The sequence below is a fragment of the Halorubrum halophilum genome (assembly GCF_000739595.1).
Lineage (GTDB): Archaea > Halobacteriota > Halobacteria > Halobacteriales > Haloferacaceae > Halorubrum > Halorubrum halophilum.
Genome location: NZ_BBJP01000013.1, coordinates 125,474 through 146,232, shown reverse-complemented (window position 1 = coordinate 146,232; position 20,759 = coordinate 125,474). Strand labels below are relative to the sequence as shown.

The 20,759-nt window shown below is 69.1% G+C and carries 23 protein-coding genes and 1 tRNA gene; 13 read left to right on the top strand and 11 right to left on the bottom strand.

The annotated features are described in order from the left end of the window. Positions 1–134 precede the first annotated feature (134 nt). A complete protein-coding gene (gene tmk / locus ACP96_RS05110; RefSeq protein WP_050032483.1) occupies positions 135–728 on the top strand; it encodes a dTMP kinase in 594 nt (197 codons plus the stop codon). Positions 729–758: 30 nt separating this feature from the next. Here tmk and ACP96_RS05105 read toward each other — a convergent pair whose 3' ends face one another. Further along, on the bottom strand, positions 759–1,082 hold the full coding sequence (locus ACP96_RS05105) for a hypothetical protein (RefSeq protein WP_050025676.1): 324 nt from the start codon (positions 1,080–1,082) through the stop codon (positions 759–761). Between the two features lie 38 nt (positions 1,083–1,120). Then, positions 1,121–1,702, bottom strand: a complete 582-nt coding sequence (locus tag ACP96_RS05100) for a DUF5813 family protein (RefSeq protein WP_050032482.1) — start codon at positions 1,700–1,702, stop codon at positions 1,121–1,123. A 169-nt stretch (positions 1,703–1,871) separates the two neighbouring features. Here ACP96_RS05100 and ACP96_RS05095 point away from each other — a divergent pair, with 169 nt between their 5' ends. Continuing rightward, entirely contained in the window at positions 1,872–3,203 is a 1,332-nt protein-coding gene (locus ACP96_RS05095) for a carboxylate--amine ligase (protein ID WP_050032547.1), read from the top strand. A 129-nt stretch (positions 3,204–3,332) separates the two neighbouring features. On the opposite strand, the gene ACP96_RS05090 is transcribed toward ACP96_RS05095, so the two are convergent. Next, a complete protein-coding gene (locus ACP96_RS05090) occupies positions 3,333–4,994 on the bottom strand; it encodes a tryptophan--tRNA ligase (RefSeq protein ID WP_050032481.1) in 1,662 nt (553 codons plus the stop codon). Positions 4,995–5,166: 172 nt separating this feature from the next. Here ACP96_RS05090 and ACP96_RS05085 point away from each other — a divergent pair, with 172 nt between their 5' ends. From ACP96_RS05085 to moaA, 4 genes are all read left to right on the top strand, one after another. Continuing rightward, positions 5,167–5,592 (top strand): universal stress protein, encoded by a 426-nt coding sequence (locus ACP96_RS05085; protein ID WP_050032480.1) that lies wholly within the window; start codon positions 5,167–5,169, stop codon positions 5,590–5,592. Positions 5,593–5,631: 39 nt separating this feature from the next. Continuing rightward, positions 5,632–6,411, top strand: coding sequence for an MBL fold metallo-hydrolase (locus ACP96_RS05080; protein ID WP_050032478.1), 780 nt, complete (start codon positions 5,632–5,634; stop codon positions 6,409–6,411). Between the two features lie 46 nt (positions 6,412–6,457). Beyond that, positions 6,458–7,189, top strand: a complete 732-nt coding sequence (tenA, locus tag ACP96_RS05075; protein ID WP_235271500.1) for a thiaminase II — start codon at positions 6,458–6,460, stop codon at positions 7,187–7,189. Positions 7,190–7,257: 68 nt separating this feature from the next. Beyond that, entirely contained in the window at positions 7,258–8,256 is a 999-nt protein-coding gene (gene moaA, locus ACP96_RS05070) for a GTP 3',8-cyclase MoaA (protein ID WP_050025688.1), read from the top strand. 32 nt (positions 8,257–8,288) lie between these two features. Here moaA and ACP96_RS05065 read toward each other — a convergent pair whose 3' ends face one another. Beyond that, complete coding sequence (locus ACP96_RS05065) at positions 8,289–8,825, bottom strand: hypothetical protein (protein ID WP_050032477.1); 537 nt, start codon at positions 8,823–8,825, stop codon at positions 8,289–8,291. A gap of 243 nt (positions 8,826–9,068) precedes the next feature. After that, positions 9,069–9,143, bottom strand: a tRNA-Arg gene (locus ACP96_RS05060). Positions 9,144–9,246: 103 nt separating this feature from the next. Here ACP96_RS05060 and ACP96_RS05055 point away from each other — a divergent pair. Both ACP96_RS05055 and ACP96_RS05050 read left to right on the top strand, forming a co-directional pair. After that, entirely contained in the window at positions 9,247–9,894 is a 648-nt protein-coding gene (locus ACP96_RS05055) for an AAA family ATPase (protein ID WP_050032476.1), read from the top strand. Continuing rightward, the gene (locus ACP96_RS05050) at positions 9,891–10,343 is read left to right on the top strand and encodes an RNA-binding domain-containing protein (RefSeq protein ID WP_050032475.1); all 453 of its coding nucleotides are present in this window, start codon (positions 9,891–9,893) and stop codon (positions 10,341–10,343) included. The genes ACP96_RS05055 and ACP96_RS05050 overlap by 4 nt, the downstream gene beginning before the upstream one ends. A gap of 54 nt (positions 10,344–10,397) precedes the next feature. Here the strand turns inward: ACP96_RS05050 and ACP96_RS05045 are convergent, their stop codons facing one another. From ACP96_RS05045 to ACP96_RS05030, 4 genes are all read right to left on the bottom strand, one after another. Next, positions 10,398–10,970, bottom strand: a complete 573-nt coding sequence (locus tag ACP96_RS05045) for a hypothetical protein (RefSeq protein WP_050032474.1) — start codon at positions 10,968–10,970, stop codon at positions 10,398–10,400. 111 nt (positions 10,971–11,081) lie between these two features. Beyond that, positions 11,082–11,675: a GNAT family N-acetyltransferase gene (locus ACP96_RS05040; protein ID WP_050032473.1), complete on the bottom strand. Its 594-nt coding sequence runs from the start codon at positions 11,673–11,675 to the stop codon at positions 11,082–11,084. Between the two features lie 71 nt (positions 11,676–11,746). Continuing rightward, a complete protein-coding gene (locus ACP96_RS05035) occupies positions 11,747–12,667 on the bottom strand; it encodes a DMT family transporter (protein ID WP_050025697.1) in 921 nt (306 codons plus the stop codon). A gap of 98 nt (positions 12,668–12,765) precedes the next feature. Next, complete coding sequence (locus ACP96_RS05030) at positions 12,766–13,437, bottom strand: ArsR/SmtB family transcription factor (protein ID WP_050032472.1); 672 nt, start codon at positions 13,435–13,437, stop codon at positions 12,766–12,768. 161 nt (positions 13,438–13,598) lie between these two features. On the opposite strand from ACP96_RS05030, the gene gpmI reads away from it, so the two are divergent. Together gpmI and ACP96_RS05020 are read left to right on the top strand one after the other, a co-directional pair. Beyond that, entirely contained in the window at positions 13,599–15,164 is a 1,566-nt protein-coding gene (gene gpmI / locus ACP96_RS05025; protein ID WP_050032471.1) for a 2,3-bisphosphoglycerate-independent phosphoglycerate mutase, read from the top strand. An 84-nt stretch (positions 15,165–15,248) separates the two neighbouring features. Continuing rightward, on the top strand, positions 15,249–16,391 hold the full coding sequence (locus ACP96_RS05020) for a thiolase family protein (protein ID WP_050032470.1): 1,143 nt from the start codon (positions 15,249–15,251) through the stop codon (positions 16,389–16,391). Positions 16,392–17,144: 753 nt separating this feature from the next. On the opposite strand, the gene eif1A is transcribed toward ACP96_RS05020, so the two are convergent. Together eif1A and ACP96_RS05010 are read right to left on the bottom strand one after the other, a co-directional pair. Beyond that, positions 17,145–17,429 (bottom strand): translation initiation factor eIF-1A, encoded by a 285-nt coding sequence (gene eif1A / locus ACP96_RS05015; RefSeq protein WP_050024976.1) that lies wholly within the window; start codon positions 17,427–17,429, stop codon positions 17,145–17,147. A gap of 120 nt (positions 17,430–17,549) precedes the next feature. Beyond that, positions 17,550–18,215, bottom strand: a complete 666-nt coding sequence (locus ACP96_RS05010; protein ID WP_082222470.1) for an AAA family ATPase — start codon at positions 18,213–18,215, stop codon at positions 17,550–17,552. Positions 18,216–18,401: 186 nt separating this feature from the next. Here ACP96_RS05010 and ACP96_RS19715 point away from each other — a divergent pair, with 186 nt between their 5' ends. The 3 genes from ACP96_RS19715 to ACP96_RS05000 all read left to right on the top strand — a co-directional run bounded on the left by ACP96_RS19715 (position 18,402) and on the right by ACP96_RS05000 (position 20,677). After that, a complete protein-coding gene (locus ACP96_RS19715; protein ID WP_268762293.1) occupies positions 18,402–18,536 on the top strand; it encodes a hypothetical protein in 135 nt (44 codons plus the stop codon). 99 nt (positions 18,537–18,635) lie between these two features. Continuing rightward, the gene (locus ACP96_RS05005; protein ID WP_050024974.1) at positions 18,636–19,349 is read left to right on the top strand and encodes a carbonic anhydrase; all 714 of its coding nucleotides are present in this window, start codon (positions 18,636–18,638) and stop codon (positions 19,347–19,349) included. 80 nt (positions 19,350–19,429) lie between these two features. After that, complete coding sequence (locus ACP96_RS05000; protein ID WP_050032469.1) at positions 19,430–20,677, top strand: outer membrane protein assembly factor BamB family protein; 1,248 nt, start codon at positions 19,430–19,432, stop codon at positions 20,675–20,677. Positions 20,678–20,759 lie beyond the last annotated feature (82 nt).

The window sequence follows — 20,759 nt, the reverse complement described above, 5'->3', positions numbered from 1 at the left end:
CGCGAGAGGGGTGTGCTGGTTCTGACGGGCGTGACGGATATCGACGGCCATGCCCCCGGTTCCACGCGAAGCCACTAAAAGGGGAGTCAGCCTGAACCCGGGTCGTTTATTTCTCGGCGCGCCGGAGCGCGACCATGCTGATCACGCTGGAGGGGCTCGACGGGAGCGGGAAGACCACCGTCTGGGAGGCTCTTCACGACGCCTACCCCGACGCGACGTTCACCCGCGAGCCCACCGACAGCTGGTACGGCGAGGCGGTCGACCGGTCGATCGCCGCCGACGACGCCGACCCGCTGGCGGAGCTGTTCCTGCTGACGGCCGACCACGCGGACCACCTCTCGGGGACCATCGAGCCCGCGCTCGCCGACGGCGACCTCGTGATCTCCGACCGCTACTCCGACTCCCGGTTCGCGTATCAGGCGGCGACGCTCGCGGCCAGCGGCGTCGACATCGATCGCCCGCTGGAGTATATCAAGGGGATCCACGCGGCCTTCTCGCGGCCGCCGGACGCGACGATCTACCTCGATCTGGACGCGCGCGAGGCGGCCGAGCGCGCGGGCCGGACCAACAAGTTCGAGCAGGACGGCTACCTCGCCGCGGTTCGGAAGAACTACGAGCGGCTAATCGACGCCGAACCGGACCGGTTCGTTCGCGTCGACGCCTCGCGGTCGCCGGAGGCGGTCATCGCGCGGGTCGAAGAAGTCCTTGCAGAGCTGGTCGGCGAGTAGGTCGCAGCGGCGCCTCGGGAGGCGCCGCCCTCAGCTCGTGTCCGGCAGCTCCACGTCGTCCGGGGACGGGACGTAGAGGTAGTCGATCGCCGCCCCGAGCACGACGGGGAGTCCGACGAGCAGGGCGACGACCAGCGTCGGGCTGCCGAGGTTGATCCCGGCGCCGACGTTGAGGACCCCGGTGAACACCAGCATCGAGATAAGCAGCAGCATCGGGGTCAACACGAGGGTGTACACGACCGACCCCCACGAGGTGTTCAGTCTGAGCCTGAAAAATCGGGTCGCCACCCCGGCGATCACCGTGTGGAGGGCCACGAGAGCGACGAGGCTGACGAACCCGAACAGCGCGAGCATACCCGACGTAAGCACTCCGGGCATTTGCCCCTATCGCCCTAGAAGCCGCCGCCGTTCCCCTGCTGGCGCGCCGCGGAGAGCAGCCCGTCGAGCGGCTCGGTGTACTCGTAGCCGGGGATGACCCCCTGTACGTACGTCCCCTCGACGAAGTCGATCAGCGCGCCGGCGTCGTCGACGCCGCGCCGCTCGTTGATCTCGGTCAGCTCGAAGTCGATCTCGATCTCGTCGTCCCCGACCGCGACCGCCGGGTCGAACTCGTGGTCGCCGCGGGTGACGCCGCCCACGTCGACGACGCGGAGCTCGAACGTCTCGATCCAGCCCTCCTCGACCACGTCCGCGACCTGGTCGGCCGCCGTCGCGGAGAGGGTCGGCACCCGGACGGTCACCGCGAAGCGGACCCGGCCGTCCGCGGCGGGCTCGGCGCGCACCTCGGCGTCGAAGGGGGTCGACTCCGCGGTCCAGACCCCGTCGCCCGCGGACTCGAAAGACCCGTGGTCTGCGAAGGCGCGGCGGACGCGGTCGGGGATCCCGTCGTCGCCGTCGGTCGATCCGTCGGTTTCGCCGTCGCCGTCGCCGCCGATCCCGCCCTCGTCCTCGGCGTCGCTCTCGCGCTCGCTCATACCGGATCGAAGGCGACACGCGAGTAAAAGCGCGTTGTGTCGGGGACGGCGGCGGTTCGTCGGCCGCACGCGCCCACCGCCCGGCGCTCCCGGAGACCACCCCGTCACCGGTAGTGGCACGCCGGGCCGATACTGGTGCGCCTTTGTGTCCCGGCCGACAATGGCGGGTATGGCAGCGCAGTTTCGCTCGACAGAGGCGCTGATCGACGCGCTCGCGGACGCTTCCTTCGACCGGCCGCCGGCGCTCGTCAGCAACGCGCACGTGACCGGCCTCGGCGTCGCCCGCGCGCTCAACGCCCACGACGTGCCCGTGATCGCGCTCGACCGCCCCAGCGACGACGCGGGCGGGGGCGGAGACGGCGGGGGCGGAGACGACGGCACCCGCCGCCACGACGGGCTCGCGCCCCCCTCGGACGCGGTCGACTTCGCGGGCGCGGTGACGTACCCCCTCGACGACCTCGACGGGTTCCGCGAGGACGTGGCGGCGGTCGTCGACGCCATCGGCCGCGAGGCGGTCGCGTTCGGCTGCATGGACGAGTGGGCGCTGGCGTACGCGCGGGCCGACCCCGACGGCGTTCGGCTCCCGTTCGCCGGGATCGACACGCTCGACGACGTGTTGAACAAGTCGGAGCTGTACGCGACCTGCGAGGCGCTCGGCGTGCCGTACCCGGAGACCTACCGGCTCGCGGAGACGGCGGAGGCGGCGACCGGGTCGCCCGAGCCCGACGCCACCCTCGACGAGGCGGCCGAGGCGCTGGGGTTCCCGCTCGTGGTGAAACCCGAGCTCAAGCGCGACTTCGAGGAGGCGTTCGGCACCAACGTGCTGGAGGTCGCCGACCGCGAGGAGTTCGCTGACGCGGTCGCGGCCGCCAGCGAGGCGGGGGTCGCCGTGATGGCGCAGAAGCGCGTCGATATCGCGACCGGGAGGGACCACTCGCTCGCATCGTACGTCCCGCCCTCGGGCGTCGAGGACGCCCTCGGAGTCGTCGGCAACGCCGCCGTGCGGTATCCCCAGCAGTTCGGCACCTCCTGTCTGGTTGAGACGGCGGACGAGCCGGAGATCGAGGCCCGCGCGCTGGCGGTGCTCGACGACGCCGGCTACCACGGGATCAGCGAGGCGGAGTTCGTGTACGACGACGAGCGCGGGGAGTTCCTCCTGCTCGACGTCAACACCCGCCCGTGGAAGTGGATCGGATTGCCGGTCGCCGCGGGCGCGAACCTCCCGATGGCGGCGTACGCCGCGGTCACCGACGCCGAGTACGAGTCCGCGGGAGTCGAGCCGACGCGGTGGGTGTACCTCCGCGACTACCTCGCGCTGCTCGCGGGCGACGACGCGTTCTGGGACCAGCTGTCCGCGGGGGACTGGCGGCGACTCGTCGCCGGCGACTTCGAGCGCGAGGGGGACCTGACAACGGGCGTCTACCGCCCCTCCGACCCCGCGCCGGCCGCGAAGCTGTTCGAGACGGAGTTCGTCGACCGAGACTACTACTGCGCCTGCTGAGGGCGATCGACATCGGGTGCGTGTCGCAGATCGGCGGCAGAAGTGTTCACGTCCCGCTGTGTCCGATACGGAGGGCCCCGACAAAGCCAAAGCGAGACAGAAGCGGTCGTCCGCGAGCGCGCGGCCGACCTAGTGCTCGCCGCCCGTTCCGCGGCGGTCGGAGTCCAGATCGATGTCGAGCTCCTCGAGCAGTTCCTCGGCCTCTTCGCGCTTCTCCTGGTGGTCTTCGAGGAACTCGCGCATTAGTTCGGCGGCCTGCTCTTTGCAGCCGCCACAGAGGCGCTCGCCGGTGACGCACTCGGAGTAGACGGTCTTGGTCAGCTCGTCGTCGTCGCCCGCGAGCAGGTAGGCGTACAGCTCGTAGACGGGGCACTCGTCGGCTTCGCCGCCGAGTTCGCGCTGCTCCTCGGCCGTGTCGCGGCCCCCGGTCGTCGCCGAGCGCACCTTGTCGTAGCCGTCCTCGGGGTCGTCGAGCAGCGAGATGTGGCTCGCCGGGACCGACGAGGACATCTTCCCGCCGGTGAGCCCGGTCATGAAGCGGTGGTAGATCGAGGAGGGCTGCCGGAAGCCGAACCCGCCGTGGTCGATCTCGACCTCGCGAGCGACCGACTCGGCCTCGCCGCGGGTGAGCTCGAACGCGTCGACGTGGCCCTCGAAGACGCGCTTGTCCCCCTCGACCGCCTCGATCAGCGCCTCGAACGCCTCGTCGGTGGCGTTGCGGTCGAAGAATCGCACGCGGGGGCGGAGCGGCTCCTTGCCGCCCGCGCGGAGCTTGTCGAGGGCGGTCGACTTCGCGGCGGCGAGGTCGAGGCTGGGCGCGTCGTCACCGTCTCCGGCCTCGGTCTCGGGCGGCTCGTAGTCGGCGAGCCACTCGGCGGCGTCCTCGCAGCGCACGTCGGTCTCGGCGTCGTCGACCTCGCCCTCACCGTCGCCGGCCGCGAGCGCGTCGTAGGCGGCCCGGACGAGCTGCCGCTCGTCGTCGTCGAGCTCGAAGGAGGCGAACGCCTCGGTCACCTTGAAGTAGCGCACGCGGGTCGCTAGGTCGCGGGTGAGCCGGACGTGGGGGTCCTGGTCGGGGCCGACCGGGATCACCGTCGGCTTCGGCTCGTCGACGAGCTGCGGGTAGAGGATGTCCGCGGTCTGGGTGATCACGCTCTGCATGTGGGAGATGTTCGTCTCGCCGTCGAAGCCGTAGATCGCCTCGAACTCCGAGAAGTTCGCCTTCGACCCGAGCTCGAACCCGAGGTCCTGCACCTCGCGGTTGTCGGACTGGCGGTAGATCTCTCCCTCCTCGGCGTCGAAGCCGAGTGCGAGGAGGCTCAGGAGGTAGTTGCGCGCGTGCTCGTCGATCTCCGACCACGACATCCCGCGGGCGGAGTGGGCCTCCAGGTCGGCGATCAGCCCGAACGCGTCGCCGCCCTGCTTCTGGTGCCAGATGATCTCGTCGAAGACGAGCTTGTGGCCGATGTGCGGGTCGCCGGTGGGCATGAACCCGGAGAGCGCGGCGAACGGCTCGTCGTTGGCCATCGCCTCGGCGACCGCGTCGTACTCGCGGTGCCCGAAGATGACGCCGCGGCGCATCAGGTAGTGCGGGTCGACTACGTCGTCGGCCACGTCGTCGAACGCCTCGATGCCGAACTCCTCGAACAGGTCCGCGTAGTCGCCGACCGACGCCGACCCCCACGGGTCGAGCGCGACGTCCTCGGTCGGTTCGGCGCGCTCGGTCCCGCCGTCGGGGCGGGGGGTCCCGTCGGGGCAGGCGGCCCCATCGTCGGGGGTGTCCTCGTCCATACGTCCCCTCCAGTCGGTCGACGCAAAAACCGTTCGCTTGCGCGAGAGGAGTTGCCACGCCGGCGGACGGAGAGAGGGAGGCGGACGACATACGGGCGACGCGCGCCCCGGCGTTCCCACCGACCGGCCGATCGGGCGTACCGTTATTTGCCACCGGATCGAACGGTCGACCATGTACGACAACCTGCTGGTGCCGACCGACGGGAGCGAGGCAGTCGACCGCGCGCTCGATCACGCGCTCCGACTGGCGACCGACCACGACGCGACGATCCACGCGCTGTACGTCGTCGACCGACGTATCGCCACCGCCAGTTCCGGGGAGCTGCACGACGAGGTGGTCGCGGACCTCGAATCGCAGGGCGAAGACGCGGTCGCCGCCGTCGCCGACCGCGGTGAGGAGGCCGGCGTCGCCGTCGACACTCATGTGGTGGAAGGAACTCCGGACACCGAGATCGTCGACTACGCCGACGAGCACGGGATCGACGTGATCGTGATGAGTCCCGAGGGGAAGTCGCCACGCGAGCGGATCCGGTCGCTCGGCAGCGTCTCCGACCGCGTCGCCGACGACGCGAACGTGCCGGTCTTCTTGGTGAAGTAGGCGACCGAGTTAGGTGACTGGGCGCACTGACACGCGACCATGGAACTCACCGTCCTCGGGTCCGGCAGCGCCATGCCGGTCCCGGACCGCGTGCAGGCCGGCTACCTCCTCGACGACGGCGAGCGGTCGCTCCTCGTCGACTGCGGCAGCGGCGTCCTCCAGCGCCTCGCCGCGACCGAGACCGGCTACGAGGGCGTCTCGACCGTCCTCTTAACGCACCACCACCTCGATCACGTCGCAGCGCTGCTCCCCCTGATAAAGGCCCGATGGCTCGCCGGCGAGGAGCACTTGGAGGTCGTCGGTCCGGCCGGGACCAAGTCGCTCCTCGACGGGCTGCTCGACGTTCACGAGTACCTCGACGGGCGGATCGATCTGGCGGTCCGGGAGGTGTCGGCGGCGCGCCCCTTCGCGGCGGCCGGGTTCGACGTGGCCGCCCGCGAGACGCGCCACTCGATGGAGGGGTTCGCCTATCGGTTCTCTCCGCCGAGCACCGATCTCAATCCCGCGGACGGGCCGCTCACCCTCTCGGGAGACACGGAGGCGTTCGCGGGCATGGCGTCGTTCGCGGACGGGAGCGATCTCTTGGTCCACGACTGCTCGTTTCCGGACGGGACCAACGTGTCGAACCACCCGAATCCCACGAAACTCGGCGAATCGCTCGCGGGCGTCGAGGTCGACACGCTGCTGCTCTCGCACCTGTATCCGCACACCGGCGGTCGCGAGCGAGAGATGGCTCAGAGCGTCCGAGAGGCGGGATTCGACGGCGACGTCGAGGTCGCCAGCGACGGGCTCCGGATCGCGATCGCCGAGGGTAATTAGCCAGTAATACCACAAACTTATACCCCGGCGAGTCGAGGGCTCGTCCATGGCGTTCAGCGACGACCTCATGGCCGCAGGAGCGGACGTCTGGGCGGCACAGTTCGAGCATCCGTTCGTATGCGAGCTGGCCGCCGGCGACCTCGACGAGGCGGCGTTCCGGCGGTGGCTCGAACAGGACTACCGGTACCTCTTCGACTACGCCCGCACGTACGCCGTCGCGGGGTCGAAGGCCCGAGACGAGGCGGCGATGGCGACGCTCCTCGGCGGGGCGAACGGCGTGTTGAACGAGGAGCTCGACCTCCACCGGTCGTTCGCCGGCGAGTACGGCGTCGCCCCCGAAGAGTTGGCCGCCGTGCGGAAGCGTCCGACATGCGAGGCGTACACGAGCTTCCTCGTTCGCACGGCGCACGAGAGCCCCGTCCCGGTCGCGGTCGCAGCGCTTTTCCCCTGCATGCAGGGGTACCTCGACGTGGCGGACCACATGGCGGAGCTCGCGGACGAGGAGCACCGGTACACCCCGTTCATCGAGACGTACACGAGCGAGGCGTTCCGCGCGGAGACCGCGTCGATGCGCGATCTCCTCGACGACTACGCGGCGGCGTACCCCGGCCACCGAGACGCGATGCGCGAGGCGTTCCTCACGAGCGCCCGCCTCGAACTCGCGTTCTGGGAGATGGCGTACGTCGGGGAGGAGTGGGCGACCGGGGGCGCCGACGAGGCGGACGCGACTGACGCGGCGAACGGAACAGACGATGTCAACAAGATGAACGAGATGTAACCACACCACGTTACGCGCTCCCACGATCGACCCAGATATTTAAGCGAACGCGGCGGCTCCGTTCGCGTATGGCCGGTCCACTCGCGGACGACTTCGGACGGGAGGTGACGGGGGTGCGGATCTCGCTCACCGACCGCTGTAACTTCGACTGCGTCTACTGTCACAACGAGGGGTTAGGCGACACGCGAGGGCCGATGGAGCCGAGCGACGACGAGATGACCGCCGACGACGTGGTCCGCTTCCTGGAGGTCGTCGAGGGGTACGGCGTCGACTCGGTGAAGTTCACGGGCGGCGAGCCCATGCTCCGACAGGATCTCGAAGAGATCATCGAGCGCACGCCGGACTCGATGGAGGTCTCGATGACGACGAACGGGACCTTCCTCCCCGGTCGCGCCGAGGACCTGAAGGCGGCCGGGCTCGACCGGGTCAACGTCTCGCAGGATGCGCTCGACCCGGACGACTTCGCGGAGGTGACCAAATCCGGCGCCTACGAGAAGGTCCTCGAAGGCGTGAAGGCCGCCGTCGACGCCGGACTCGACCCCGTGAAGCTCAACATGGTCGTGTTCACGCACACCGCGGGCTACGTCGAGGAGATGGTCGAGCACGTCGCCGACAACGAGGGGCTCCAGCTCCAGCTCATCCAGTACATGCCGGAGCTGACCGGGAAGCCGGAGTGGAACGTCGACATCGGGCGCGTCCACGACTGGCTCGCCGAGAAGGCCGACCGCGTCGAGCACCGCGAGATGCACGACCGGAAGCGGTACTTCGTGGGCGAGGAGGGCGAGGGCGGCGGCATGGTCGAAATCGTCGATCCCGTCGAAAACGAGGAGTTCTGCGCCAACTGCGGCCGCGTCCGCGTCACCCACGAGGGGTACCTGAAGGGCTGTCTCAACCGCAACGACGACCTCCGGTCGATGGGAGAGATGACCCGCGACGAGATCGCCGAGACGTTCGAGGCGGTGGTTGCGAATCGGGTGCCCTACTACGGCGAGTATCTGGTTGAGGGCGACGACGGTGAGTACGAGATGAACGAAGAGTATCTGGGAACGCCGACGATCGCGGACTGAGGAGCATTTATAAATCGTCTCGAATCGGTTTCTCAGGCGGATCCGGTAACGAGCGTCTCCCTGAACGACTTCGCGGACTCCTCGCTTTCGAACGTCATCCGGAAGGCGCCGTCCCACTCGCCGTCGGCGATCGAGGCCGCCAGCGCCTGCGTCACGCCGAACCGGTTCTGCGCCTCGCCGTCGACGATCACGGCGATCTCGGCGTCCTCGTACCGCTCGCCGAGGCCGGCCGCGTTCGCCGTCTCGGTGGCCGCTTCGACCCCCTCGTCGGACAGTCGGAGGGTGAGGTACGGGACGCCGGTTTGATCCACGTCGACCGGCCTGACCGTCTCGACGTGTCGGCTCTTGAAGAGCGTCCGCGTCTCGTCGATCGCGAGCGTGACTTGAACGGGCGCGTCGTCGGCGACCGGGTCGCCCACCGTTTCGGCATCGGACTCGGAATCGGTCGGTCCGAAACCGCCCCATTCGCCGTCGATTGCGTCGTCGGGCACGGCCTCGGTACAACCGGCGACCGCGACCGCGGCGGTGACGCCACAGTAGCCGAGGAGCGCGCGTCTGGAGGGCTGCATACCGTCGGTTGGTCAACTCGGACGGTGAAGTACCTTGTGGCGGGTCCCATCGATCGTACTGTGAATGAACGGACACAGTGGGATTCGAACCAAAATCAGACGTGCTCGCTCGCTGCTCGCGGCTTCGCCGCTCGCATATCGAGGTGCTCGCTTCGCTCGCACCTCGCACCGCTCGCTGCGCGCGACTGATAGGGTTCGAATCCCCTGCGTGCCGGTTCGCTCGTCGCTCCGCTCCTCGCTGTACGGGCACGGTGGGATTCGAACCCACGACCGTCGGATTAGAAGTCCGACGCTCTATCCGGGCTGAGCTACGTGCCCTCACTTCGAGTTCTCACACCCAGCGCCAAAAACGCCGACGGTTCGCGCCGACGTCGACGCCCCAACAGCAGACCTAAGTCTGCGACGGGACTACTCGCCGTCAATGAACGTTATCGGAACCGTCGGCCTCCCCGGCAGCGGGAAGGGGGAGGCGGCGAACGTGGCCGCAGAGGCGGGGATCCCGGTCGTCGTCATGGGCGACGTGATCCGCGCCGAGTGCCGCCGACGCGGGCTCGACCCGGCCGAACACCACGGGCGGATGGCCGGCACGCTCCGCGAGGAGGAGGGCGACGACGCGATCGCCGCCCGGACCCTCCCGCTGATCCGGGAGGCGGCGGCGGAGAGCGACCGCGACGACGGCACCGTGCTCGTCGACGGCCTCCGCTCGACCGTCGAACTGGAGCGCTTCCGCGAGGCGTTCGGCGACGACTTCACGCTGGTGGCGGTCCGCGCCCCCTTCGAGATCCGCGCCGAGCGGCTCGACGACCGCGGCCGCGACGACTCCGACTCCGACCTGGAGGCGCTCCGCGAGCGCGACGCCCGCGAGATCGACCTCGGGCTCGGCGAGACCCTCGAACGGGCCGACGTCGAGATCGGCAACACCGGCACGCTGGCGGCGTTCCGACGCCGCGTCCGGGAGGTGCTCGGCGTCGCGGAAGACGGAGAAAACGAGGCGGACGCCGGCACTGACACTGACGCCGATCCCGACGCCGACCCCGCGACCGCGAACGCCCGAGGTGACGGCTCGTGATCTACAGCGTCGACGTGCGGATCGAGGCCCCCGTCAACGACACCGAGGTGACCGACCGGGTCGCCGACGCGGTCCGGAACGTGTTCCCCGACGCGGAGCCGGTCCACGAGGACGGAATGTTGGTCGCCGAGGCGCACACCCTCGACGCCTTCTCCGACGTGCTCCACGAACAGGAGATCCTCGACACGGCCCGACGGGTGTTCCTGCGGAACAGCACCGACAAGGGGTTCGACTTCTCGTTGAAAAAGCAGGCGGCGTTCGAGGGCGTCGTCAACTTCGCGGTCGGCGAGCCGGACGAACTCGGCGAGATCGACGTCGAGGTCCGCGTCCGGGAGCCGGATGTCGAGGCGTTCATCGACTACGTCGCGCCCGAGACCGACGAGGGGCGTCCCGTCGATCCGGTCCGGGAGTACGGCGACCGGATCGATCCCGAGGACGCGGAGTACTGACGGCTCCGGGAGACGAAATCGGGAAAACGGATCTGGTCCGGACCTGTTCTTCGTTCAGTCGCTCAGCAGCGACGAGGCGGCCCCGCCGATCGCGCCGAAGACCGCCGGGTAGACGGCGCCGGCGAGCAGCACGGCGGTGACGAGGTCGGGCGCCACCGTTCCGTCGCCCACGGAGAACCGGAACAGGAACGCCCCGATCACCGCGAGCGGGAGGTACCCGGCGAGGACGAACGCGCCGGCCTGCGCCCCGTCGGCCGGGTCGGAGGCGTCGGCGGCCCGACCGGCGACGACACCGGCGACGAGGAGCAGGAGCGGCGGGAGGACGAACAGGAGGGACCCGCCCTCGCCCTGCGAGAGGAGGTTCGCCGACTGCGCGCCGCCGATCAGCGAGGGGGCGTTGATGTCGACGAAGTGGGCGTTATAGAACATCCACCCCGCGGCCTGCCACGTGGAGATCGGGTCGCCGCCGAACAGGTCGGCGAAGAAGTTGATCCCCGAGAGCCCCTCCTCGATCCGGTCGCCCTGCGTCACGTACACGACCAGATAGCCGAGGACGTACGCGACGGCGCCGCCCGCCGCGCCGCCGACGATTCCGCTCGTTCGGTTCGATTGGTCGGGGACAGACATGTGCCCGGAGTCGTTTCGGCGGTCATAAGTGTCTGTTGGCTCGCCGCGGGAGGTGCCGAATATGTTCGTCTCCCTCGTCGGCGCCGCGCTCCGATCCCCACCGCGTTCCGGCTACTCGGTCGCGTCGCGCCACTCGTCCTGCGAGATCGAGTACCGGATCTCGTCGTGGACGCTTCCGTCCATGAAGGTGACGTGGTTCCGCAACAGCCCCTCTCGGCGACCGCCGAGCCGCCCCACGTACTTCTCGATCGCCCGCTGTGACTGCTCGTTTTCGGGGAGATGGCTGACGGCGACGAGGTCGAGATCGAGGTCCTCGAAGGCGACCTCGACGAGCGCCGCGGCGCGCTCGCCGGAGTAGCCGCGGCCCCAGAACCGCCTACGGAGCCAGGTGCCCAGAACGGCGGTCCGCTTCTCCCAGTCGACCTCGAAGCCGCCGAAGCCGGCGATCTCGCCGGCGCCGTCCTCGCCCTCACGGGGGCGGATGACGTAGCTCGCCGCCTCGTCGTCTTCCCACCGCTCGCGGCCGCGTTCGAGGAACTCGAGCGTCTCCTTCTTCGTCTCGTGAGGGTCCCACGTGACGTGCTCGGTCACCTCGTCGATCCCGGGGTCCGACGAGCAGATCCGGTAACACTCGTCGAGGTCGACGTGCTCGGGCCACCGGGGTTCTAATCGTAGCCGATCCGTCTCGATCGTCTCGGGGAACATACTCGCTCGTCTCGCGGGTGTGTATAAAAACCACACCGGGAGTGAGCCGCGTTGACCTGTCTCTTGGATCGTTACCCGATAACGCTGTACTCGCGGAGCGCGTCCCTGAACGCGTCCCGCTTCACCAGCGCGAAGCCGACGCAGATGATCAGGAAGCCGGCGACGGTGTTAAGGGTGATCGCCTCCCGCAGGAACAGCCACCCGGAGACCGCGGCGAACACCGGGGCGACGTACGAGACGAGGTTGATCTCGATCGGCCCGAGCCGGTCGAGGAGATCGAAATAGATGAGGAAGCCGATCCCGCTGGCGGCGATCGAGAGGTACCCGAGCGCGAGCAGCGCCTCCGTGGTCCACGCCACGTCGGCGACCGACTCGCCGAGTCCGAACGACAGCAGATGCATCAGCGCGGCACCGAGGAGCATCGACCACGCCTCCATCGTCTCGATCGGGAGGTCGTCGTCGGACGCCCGCATGAGGACCGAGCCGAGCGCGAACGACGCGGCCGCCAGCAGGACGAGCAGCTTCGGGACCGCCCCGCTTCCGGCGAGGTTGTTCGGGTCCGGCGCGGCCAGCACGATCGCGCCCGCGAGCCCGACGAGGAGGCCGATCACGCCGACGACCGTCAGCCGCTCCGAGGGGAGAAAGGCGCGCGCGAAGACGGTCGTCAGGACAGGCGAAAGGCTGACGATGACGGCGGCGACCGCGCTCGTCACGGCCGGGTCGCTCTCGCCGATGAAGAGAAACGCGTGGTAGGCAGCGATGACCAGCGTCGCGCCGACGGCGACGACGGCCCACTCGTCGCGCCCCCGCGGGACCGGGTCGTCGACGGCGTACGCCGCGTACGCGAGCATGACGACGCCGGCCACGTCGTATCTGAGTGCGGCGAACAACACCGGCGGAAAGTACGCCAGTCCGGCCTTGATCGCCATGAATGCGGATCCCCACACTGCGGCGAGGACGAGGAACAGCGTCAGGTTCCGTGCTCGGCTCACGCATCGACCTCTCCCGGGCGCGCGCCAAAAGGTTCCGAAAGCGGCCGGCCGTGCGGGGATCGATGCCTCCCAGAGGCGATCCCCCCGACCGCCGTCCCCTACCGGATCCGGTAGCGGTCCACGTCGGCGGAGCCGTCGCGGGCGACGACTCCCACGTCGGCGAGTCGCCGGAGGGCGTCGGCGACCGTCTCCTCGCGGGCGCCGACCTCGTCGGCGACCGCCTCGGGGGTGCCGTCGGTCTCGACCAGCGCGGCGAGGACCGCCGCGAAAAAGCGGCTGTCCGACTCGATGCCGAGCCGTTCGTCGATCTCCGCCAGCGTGTCCTCGACGCGGCCCTGCACCCATCGCTGGGCCAGCGAGAGCTCCTGATCGAGGTTCTGGAGCCGACCGAACTCGTCGGCGAGGTCGGCCAGATCGCTCGACGACCCGGAGCCGTCGGGGACCTCCATCGAGAGGTGTTGACACCGCGCCGCCATGTCGAAACTGTTCTTCGCGGGGTACGCGCTCTTCGCCCCGAAACCGTACGGGGAGACGCTCACCTCCAACCGGAGGCTCCGCGCGATGCGGAAGTACTTGCGGCGCTGGTGGTCGGTGGTCGACTCGATGAGGCCGGCCTCCTCCAGCTTCCGCAGGTGGTCGATGACCGCCTTCGGGCTCACGTCGAGGTACTCCGAGATCTCCGTGACGTAACAGGGCTTGGTGGCGAGCAGCCGGAGGATGCGTCGCCGGTTCTCGTTGCCGAGGAGATCGAGCAGTACCGCGGAGTCCATTAACGTATAGTTAGCGTCGGAGAGGGAAAAGGCTGACTTACGCGACACGGACCGATCGTCCCTCTTCGGGCGATCGGCCGATCGCGGTTCGGCGATCGGTCGAAGCCCGCGGCGGTTGACCGGAGCGAAGGGTAGTTACCCCGTCATCGAAAACGGACGGTATGGAAACGGCACTCATCATTCTCGACGGATGGGGTCTCGGCGGCGGAGCGGGCGACGGCGAAGGCGGCGAACCGGTCGACCCCTCGGGACGGCCCGCGGGCCGCGACGCGGTCGCGGCCGCCGAGACGCCCGCCTTCGATGCCGCGACCGAGCGCGGCGCGGACGGGCGGCTCGTCGTCCACGGCCGGCGCGTGGGGCTCCCGGAGGGCCAGATGGGGAACTCCGAGGTCGGTCACCTGAACATCGGCGCGGGCCGAGTCGTCAAGCAGGCGTACACCCGCATCTCCGACGCGCTCGCGGAGGGGTCGCTCTCCGACAACGACGCCATTGCGGACGCGCTCGACCACGCCGACTCGACCGGGGGTCGAGTCCACTTCATGGGGCTCGTCTCCGACGGGGGCGTCCACTCGGACGTGGAGCACCTGCTGGCCCTGATCGACGCCGCCGCCGACGCCGGAGTCCCGGCGACGAGCCACGCGTTCACGGACGGCCGAGACACCGCTCCGGAGATCGCCGACGAGTTCCTCGCAGAGGTGACGGCGAAGGCGGACGAGCGCGGGACGGGTCACGTCGCGACCGTCACGGGCCGCTACCACGCGATGGACCGCGACGAGAACTGGGAGCGGACGAAGAAGGCGTACGACGCCATCGTCGAGCGCGAGGCGCAGCGTGAGGCCGAGACGGCGGTCGAGGCCGCGACCCGAGCCCACGCCCGCGGCGAGACCGACGAGTTCATCGAGCCGACGCTGGTGGCGGGCGAGCCTGGGCTCAATGACGGCGACGCGGTCGTCTTCTTCAACTTCCGGGCGGACCGCGCCCGGCAGCTGGTCCGGATGCTCACCGACACGCGTCCCGAGTGGGCGTTCGATCTGGACCAGCCGGACATCCGGATGACGACGATGACCGAGTACGACGAGACGTTCACGTTCCCGGTCGCGTTTCCGCCCCAGATGCCCGAGAACACCATCGGGGAGGTCGTCTCCGACGCCGGCCTCACCCAGCTCCGGATCGCCGAGTCGGAGAAGTACCCGCACGTGACGTACTTCCTCAACGGCGGTCGCGAGGTGGAGTTCCCCGGGGAGCGGCGCGAGATCGTCGAGAGTCCGGACGTGCCGACCTACGACCTCCAGCCCGAGATGTCGGCCCCCGAACTGACCGACGAGGCGGTCGGGATCATCGAGTCGGACGACCCCGATCTGCTGGTGTTGAACTACGCGAATCCCGACATGGTGGGCCACACCGGCGACTTCGACGCCGCGGTCGAGGCGGTCGAGGCCGTGGACGCACAGCTCGACCGCCTCCTCGACGCGGTCGCCGACGCGGGCGGCCACGCGGTCGTGACGGCCGACCACGGCAACGCCGACGACATGGGAACCCTCGAAGACCCCCACACCGCCCACACGTTCAACCCGGTCCCGTTCGTCTACCTGACGCCCGACGGCGACGACGGCGGGCGCGAGATCCGCGAGAACGGCTCGCTCTGCGACATCGCCCCGACGCTCGTGGACCTGATCGGCGTCGACCGGCCCGCGGAGATGACCGGCGAGAACCTCCTGAGGAAGTGACCGATAGGCGGTAAACGGGAAACTCCGGTCGGATTCTCTCGGGTTCCACGCCGTTTTAAGTCCCTGACCGGCCAGTGATCGATCATGACAGACGAGACCACGCCGGTTATCGCCGCCGCCTACCGAACGCCGCAGGGACGCGACGGGGGCGTCTACGCGGACGTTCGCAGCGAGGACCTCTCGACGCGCCTCATCGACCACACGCTCGCGGAGACGGGGCTGACGAGCGACCACGTCGACGACCTGATGTGGGGGGTCGCCCAGCAGCGGACCGAGCAGGACAACAACGTCGCGCGCGTCATCGCGCTGCTCTCCGACCTCGGCGAGTCGGTGCCGGCGACCTCGATCAACCGCTGGTGCGCCTCCTCGATGCAGTCGGTCATCTCGGCGGCGGACGCGATCGCGGCCGGAAACCGCGACTGTGTCCTCGCCGGCGGCGTCGAGAACATGAGCCGCGTCCCCATGGACGGCGACTCCTACCAGCACCTCCACCCGGAGCTCTCGGAGCAGTACAACGTCTTCCAGCTCCAGATGGGGATGACCGCCGAGAAGGTCGCCGAGGAGCACGACGTGAGCCGCGAGGCGCAAGACGAGTACGCCGCCCGGAGCCACCAGCGCGCCGCGGAGGCGACGGAGTCGGGTCGCTTCGACGACGAGATCGTTCCCGTGGAGACCGAGGACGGACTCGTCGAGGCGGACGAGGGGATCCGTCCGGACACGACCGCCGAGAAGCTCGCCGGCCTCTCGCCCGCGTTCACGGGGGACGGGACGGTGACCGCGGGAAACTCCTCGCAGATCTCCGACGGCGCGTCGCTGACGCTCGTCACGAGCAAGGCGTTCGCGGAGGACCACGGCCTCGACGTGCTCGCGGAGGTCGGCACGAACAACGTCGCCGGCGTCGACCCCACCGTGATGGGGATCGGTCCGGTGCCAGCGACCCGAGGCCTGCTCGACCGCGCCGGCCGGACCATCGACGACTACGACCTCGTCGAGCTCAACGAGGCGTTCGCCTCCCAGTGCGAGTACTCGCGGCGCGAACTCGGGATCGACGAAGAAAAATACAACGTCAACGGCGGCGCCATCGCGCTCGGCCACCCGCTCGGCGCCTCCGGCGCGCGCCTCCCCGTCACCCTGATCCACGAGATGCAGAAGCGGGACGCCGACCGCGGGCTCGCGACGCTCTGCGTCGGCTTCGGACAGGGCGCAGCGATCGAGTTCAGCAGGTAAGCGGTCGGCGCCGTCGCTCGGCCTTTTTTAAAAGAACGGCTCTGTTGAAATCCTCAGAACCTGAGAGAGATCACGTGCAAGATACAGGGTTTGTAGTCAGCACGAGAACTGCGTTCTGTTCCCCAACTGAATCCTGAATCGGCCGATAGAATGTGCCTGCTTCTTGACCGACTGCGGGAGTGGGTATTGCAGATCGGTGGTGGCGATCCAGCATTTAAAAGGCCACGAGTGACAGCGACGATCGATTATAAACGAACGAGGCGGTGGCGCGCCCCGGTGAGCGGCCCGGAGGGCCGCGAACCGCCGGTGCGAGGGAGTCGCGAGCGAAGCGAGCGACGAGGCTGGGGAGGCGTGAGGCTGCGCGGTCGGGGTGGGACTCAAAGGGGCAGCCGGCGAGGCGGGCGCAGGCGACGCAAGCACTGGAAGGAGCGAGCCTGCGAGCGACTGAAGCGCGCAGCGAGCGTGCGCCCGCCTCGCCGGCTGGGGCTTTGGACGTGTTTACCGCAATACCGTCGATCACTTATAAACAGCCGACAGCAACACCACTCGATTGGTTATAAAATCCCACCCATCCAACCCGATATACCCACTCCCGGTATCTTACACGACTATCGGAGTATCTCTGTAAACTGGTAGAACGCTCTGCGGTCGATACGCACGCTTTAGCGACTGGCAGTTTCAGACGAGAGTATATCTGGAGAGGGGAGTTTCAACAGAGCCAAAAGCACCTCTCGTCGCCACCGCGTCGCAGCGCTACTGAATGTGACCTTCCCGCCGGAGCTGGTCCGCGTCGTCGTCGTCGTACCGCCACTCGACGTTCGCCTTCTCGTCCTGCCAGTCCCACGGCTCCGCGAGGACCACGTCGCCCTCGCTGATCCACGTTCGGTACTTCATGCGGCCGGGGATCCGGCCCATTCGCGTCTCGCCGTCGACGCAGCGCAGTCGCACGTGGTTCCCGCCGAGGTGTTCCGTCACCACGGCGAACACTTCGTCGTCGTTGGGCATTCGGAGGTTCTTCCGCCCAGATTCTTCGCTCATACAGGTAGTATGACGGTCGCCCGTATAAGTGATGGGAGACGCGTGTGCGCGTTTCTCGTGCGAATTGTTGGCACGAGAAGGCGGTGGTCGGGTCACCGTGACACCGATCGTCACCCGCGCTCAGTCGCCGTCGAGCGCCGTCCCGCCGAACGCGGCATCGACCTGTGCGAACGTCTCCGCCTGGTCGCCGGAGTTGTCGACGACGACGTGGTCGGTCTCGATCCGGTCGAACAGCTCTTTGAAGTGGAGGTGGACCTCGAAGTCGGCGTCGCTGATCCCGTCGCGGCGCTCGATCCGGCGCTCGACGACGGACTCGTCGCACGCCACCTCGACGAGCGCGAATCCGTCCGCGACTCGCTCGCCCACCTCTCGGGCGTCAGCGCGGAACCGCGCGTCTGCGAACGTCGCGTCGAGGACGACGGCGGACCCGCCCGCGACGCGGTCGCGGGCACGGTCGATAAGCTCCGCGTAGACGGCCTCCGTCTCCGTGTCGGTGTACTGCGGGTCGTCGAACAGCTCTTTCCGGATCACGTCGGTCCGGAGGATCTCGCCGTCGACGTGGTCCGCGACCCGCTCCGCCACCGTCGTCTTGCCGACGCCCGGTAGCCCGCAGACGACGACCAGCGGGCCGGGAGACGACTCCGCGGCGGTCGCCGCTCCGGCCGAGGAGCTCCTCGTCTCGCCAGCCGAATCGGGCCCTTCGTCTACCGGTTCGGACCCTTCGTCCGCCGGTTCGGGAATCGTCCCTTTCGGCCCCCCGCCGTCGGTCGCGTCACGGTTCGACATCGGCACCCCCCTCGGCCCCGGTGGTCGGCCGCCCTCCGTAACTCATCCATCCGCACAGTCCGTCGAGAGGTAAATGAAGGTTCCCTTCAGGGCCGAACGAACGCGTAGCTTCGGGTCTTCACGGGCGTCGGTCCTGACGCTCCGCCGAGCGAAGCGTTCAAATCCCGCCGCGACGACAGATCTCGCATGGAAGACATGGAGTCGCTCGTGCTCGATCAGGACGACGAGATGCTCTCGCCCGCGGTCGTGGTAGCGACGATCGCTCTCCTCGCCGTTTTCGTCGTCGGATTTCTGGTTCAGATCGTCGGACTGGTCGTCTGAGCGCCCTCGAACGGATTGTCTGACCGCCCGATTCTCGCTCCGGCACCGATTCTCGCCACGTCCGTCTCCCTTTTCAGACCCGGGACCGAGTCACCGCGTATGGGTCGCGACCTCCTGACCGAACTCCTCGACCGCAACGACGAGCACGTCGCGTCGCTCGATGCGGACGCCTTCGCGGACCAGCGCGACGGCCAGCGTCCTCCGGTCGTCTCGGTCTGTTGTTCGGACTCGCGTGTCTCTCAGGAAGGCATGTGGGCGGTCGACCGACCGGGATTTCTCTTTACCGTCGGCAACATCGGGAACCGCGTGAGCGACAGCGTCGACGGCGAGCGCGTGCTCTCCGGGAGCGTCGCGTACCCGCTCGCCTACACCGGAACGGACGCGCTCGCGGTCGTCGGACACACCGGGTGCGGCGCGGTCGGCGCGGCCCTCTCCGCGGTCCGAACCGGCGAATTCCCCCCTGAACCCGGCGTCAGGGCGGACGTGGAGGAGCTCGTCCCGATCGTCGAGGCGGGCCTCGACGCGCTCGACAGCGACGGCGAGGCCGACGACGAACGGGGCGACGGCGAGGACGCCGCCAGCGTCCGGAACCGCCTCGTCGAGTACAACGTCCACGAACAGGTGGCGATCGCCCGAGAGGCCGACGAAGCGGCCGCCGCCCACGTGTACGGCTTCGTCTACGACTTCCACGGCGCGTACGAGGGACCGGACGGCGCGGCCTACCTCGTGAACGCCGACGGCGAGCGCGACCCCGAAGCCCTCCGCGAGCGTGTCGGCCCGGAGCACGCGGACCGCGTCGCGACGCTGCTATAGCCCATCTCGGCGCTACGCTCTTGTACTCCACCCCGCCGCATCCGACAGGGGTATCACCGCGACGACCAAACCCCACGGTAATGGACCGCCGCGTTCTGTTCGCGAGCCTGATCCTGTTGGCCGGCGGCGCGACCGGCGTCGGGGTCGCCCTCTTCGCGTTCGTCGGCGTCGACGACGCCACGATCGACGCCGAAGTCGTCTGGGAGTCCGATCCCGTCGCCGGCGACGACGGCAGCGGCGCGGTCGTCGCCACCATGGACGGCGACCCGCTCGTCCTCCAGCCGACGATCGAGGACGGAAATCGAACGATACGCGCCACCGCCGTCGGCGGCGGCGTGGAGTGGAGGACGACCGTCAGCGGGGGGGACGCCGGCACTGGCGACACCGGCGACGGCAACGGCACCGATCCCCCCGCGACGAGCGGGCTAGTCACTGGCGAACTCGGCGGCGATGAGGTCGTCGCGTTCACGACCGAGTCCGGTTCGCTCGTCGCTCTCGACCCGACTGACGGAACCGAGCGGTTCGCCGTCGACCTCGACGGACCGGGCGGGCTCCGGCCGGCGATCGGCGACCTCGACGGCGACGGCGACGCCGAGGTCGCCGCGGTCACGACCGACGGACGAGTCCGAGCGGTCGATGCGTCCGGCGACACGCTGTTCGAGACCGACCTCGGCGCGCCGGTTGATCGTCGACCGCTGGCCGTCGACTTCGGCAGTTCCGAGGACGATATCCCCCGTGGGCTCGCGGTCGCGACCGCGGCCGACGACAACCGGACGATCACCCTGCTCGACGCAGCCGGCGAGGCCCGGTGGACGACGACCCCGTCGGTCACGCCCCTGAGCTGGAGCGCGGCCGACACTCGGAGCGGCCCGGTGCTCGCGCTCGGCGGCGCGAACGGGAACTTGGAGACGATCGACGTCGCCGACGGTGGGAGCCGCTACGAGGTCGGGCTCCAAGATCTGCCCGTCACCGTCGGCGACGCAGACCCCGGTCGCGTTTACGTCAGCGGGAGCGGGAGCGTCTGGGCGGTCGACCTGCTCGACGGCGAGGTCGTCTGGAAACAGCAGTACGGCGGCGATACCCGGGTGAATGCGCCGGGCGTCGCAGACGTCGACGGCGACGGCTCACCGGGGCCGGTCGCCGTGAACCAGAACGGGGGCGTGCTCGCGCTGAACCAGAACGGCGAGGCGATCGCTCGCGGCGACGTCGGCGGCGCCGGCGGCGCCGTCGTCTACGCGGGCCCGCTGTTCGCGGACGCGACCGGCGACGGGAGCGTCGAGGTGCTCGTGGTCACCGAGGACGGTCGGATTGTGGCGTTCTCCGACTGAGGGGCGGAGACCCATTGCGGGCGAGTTTATCAGGTAACTTTCTCCGGATCGGCGTCGCAGTCACCGAATTTCAGATGTGGTT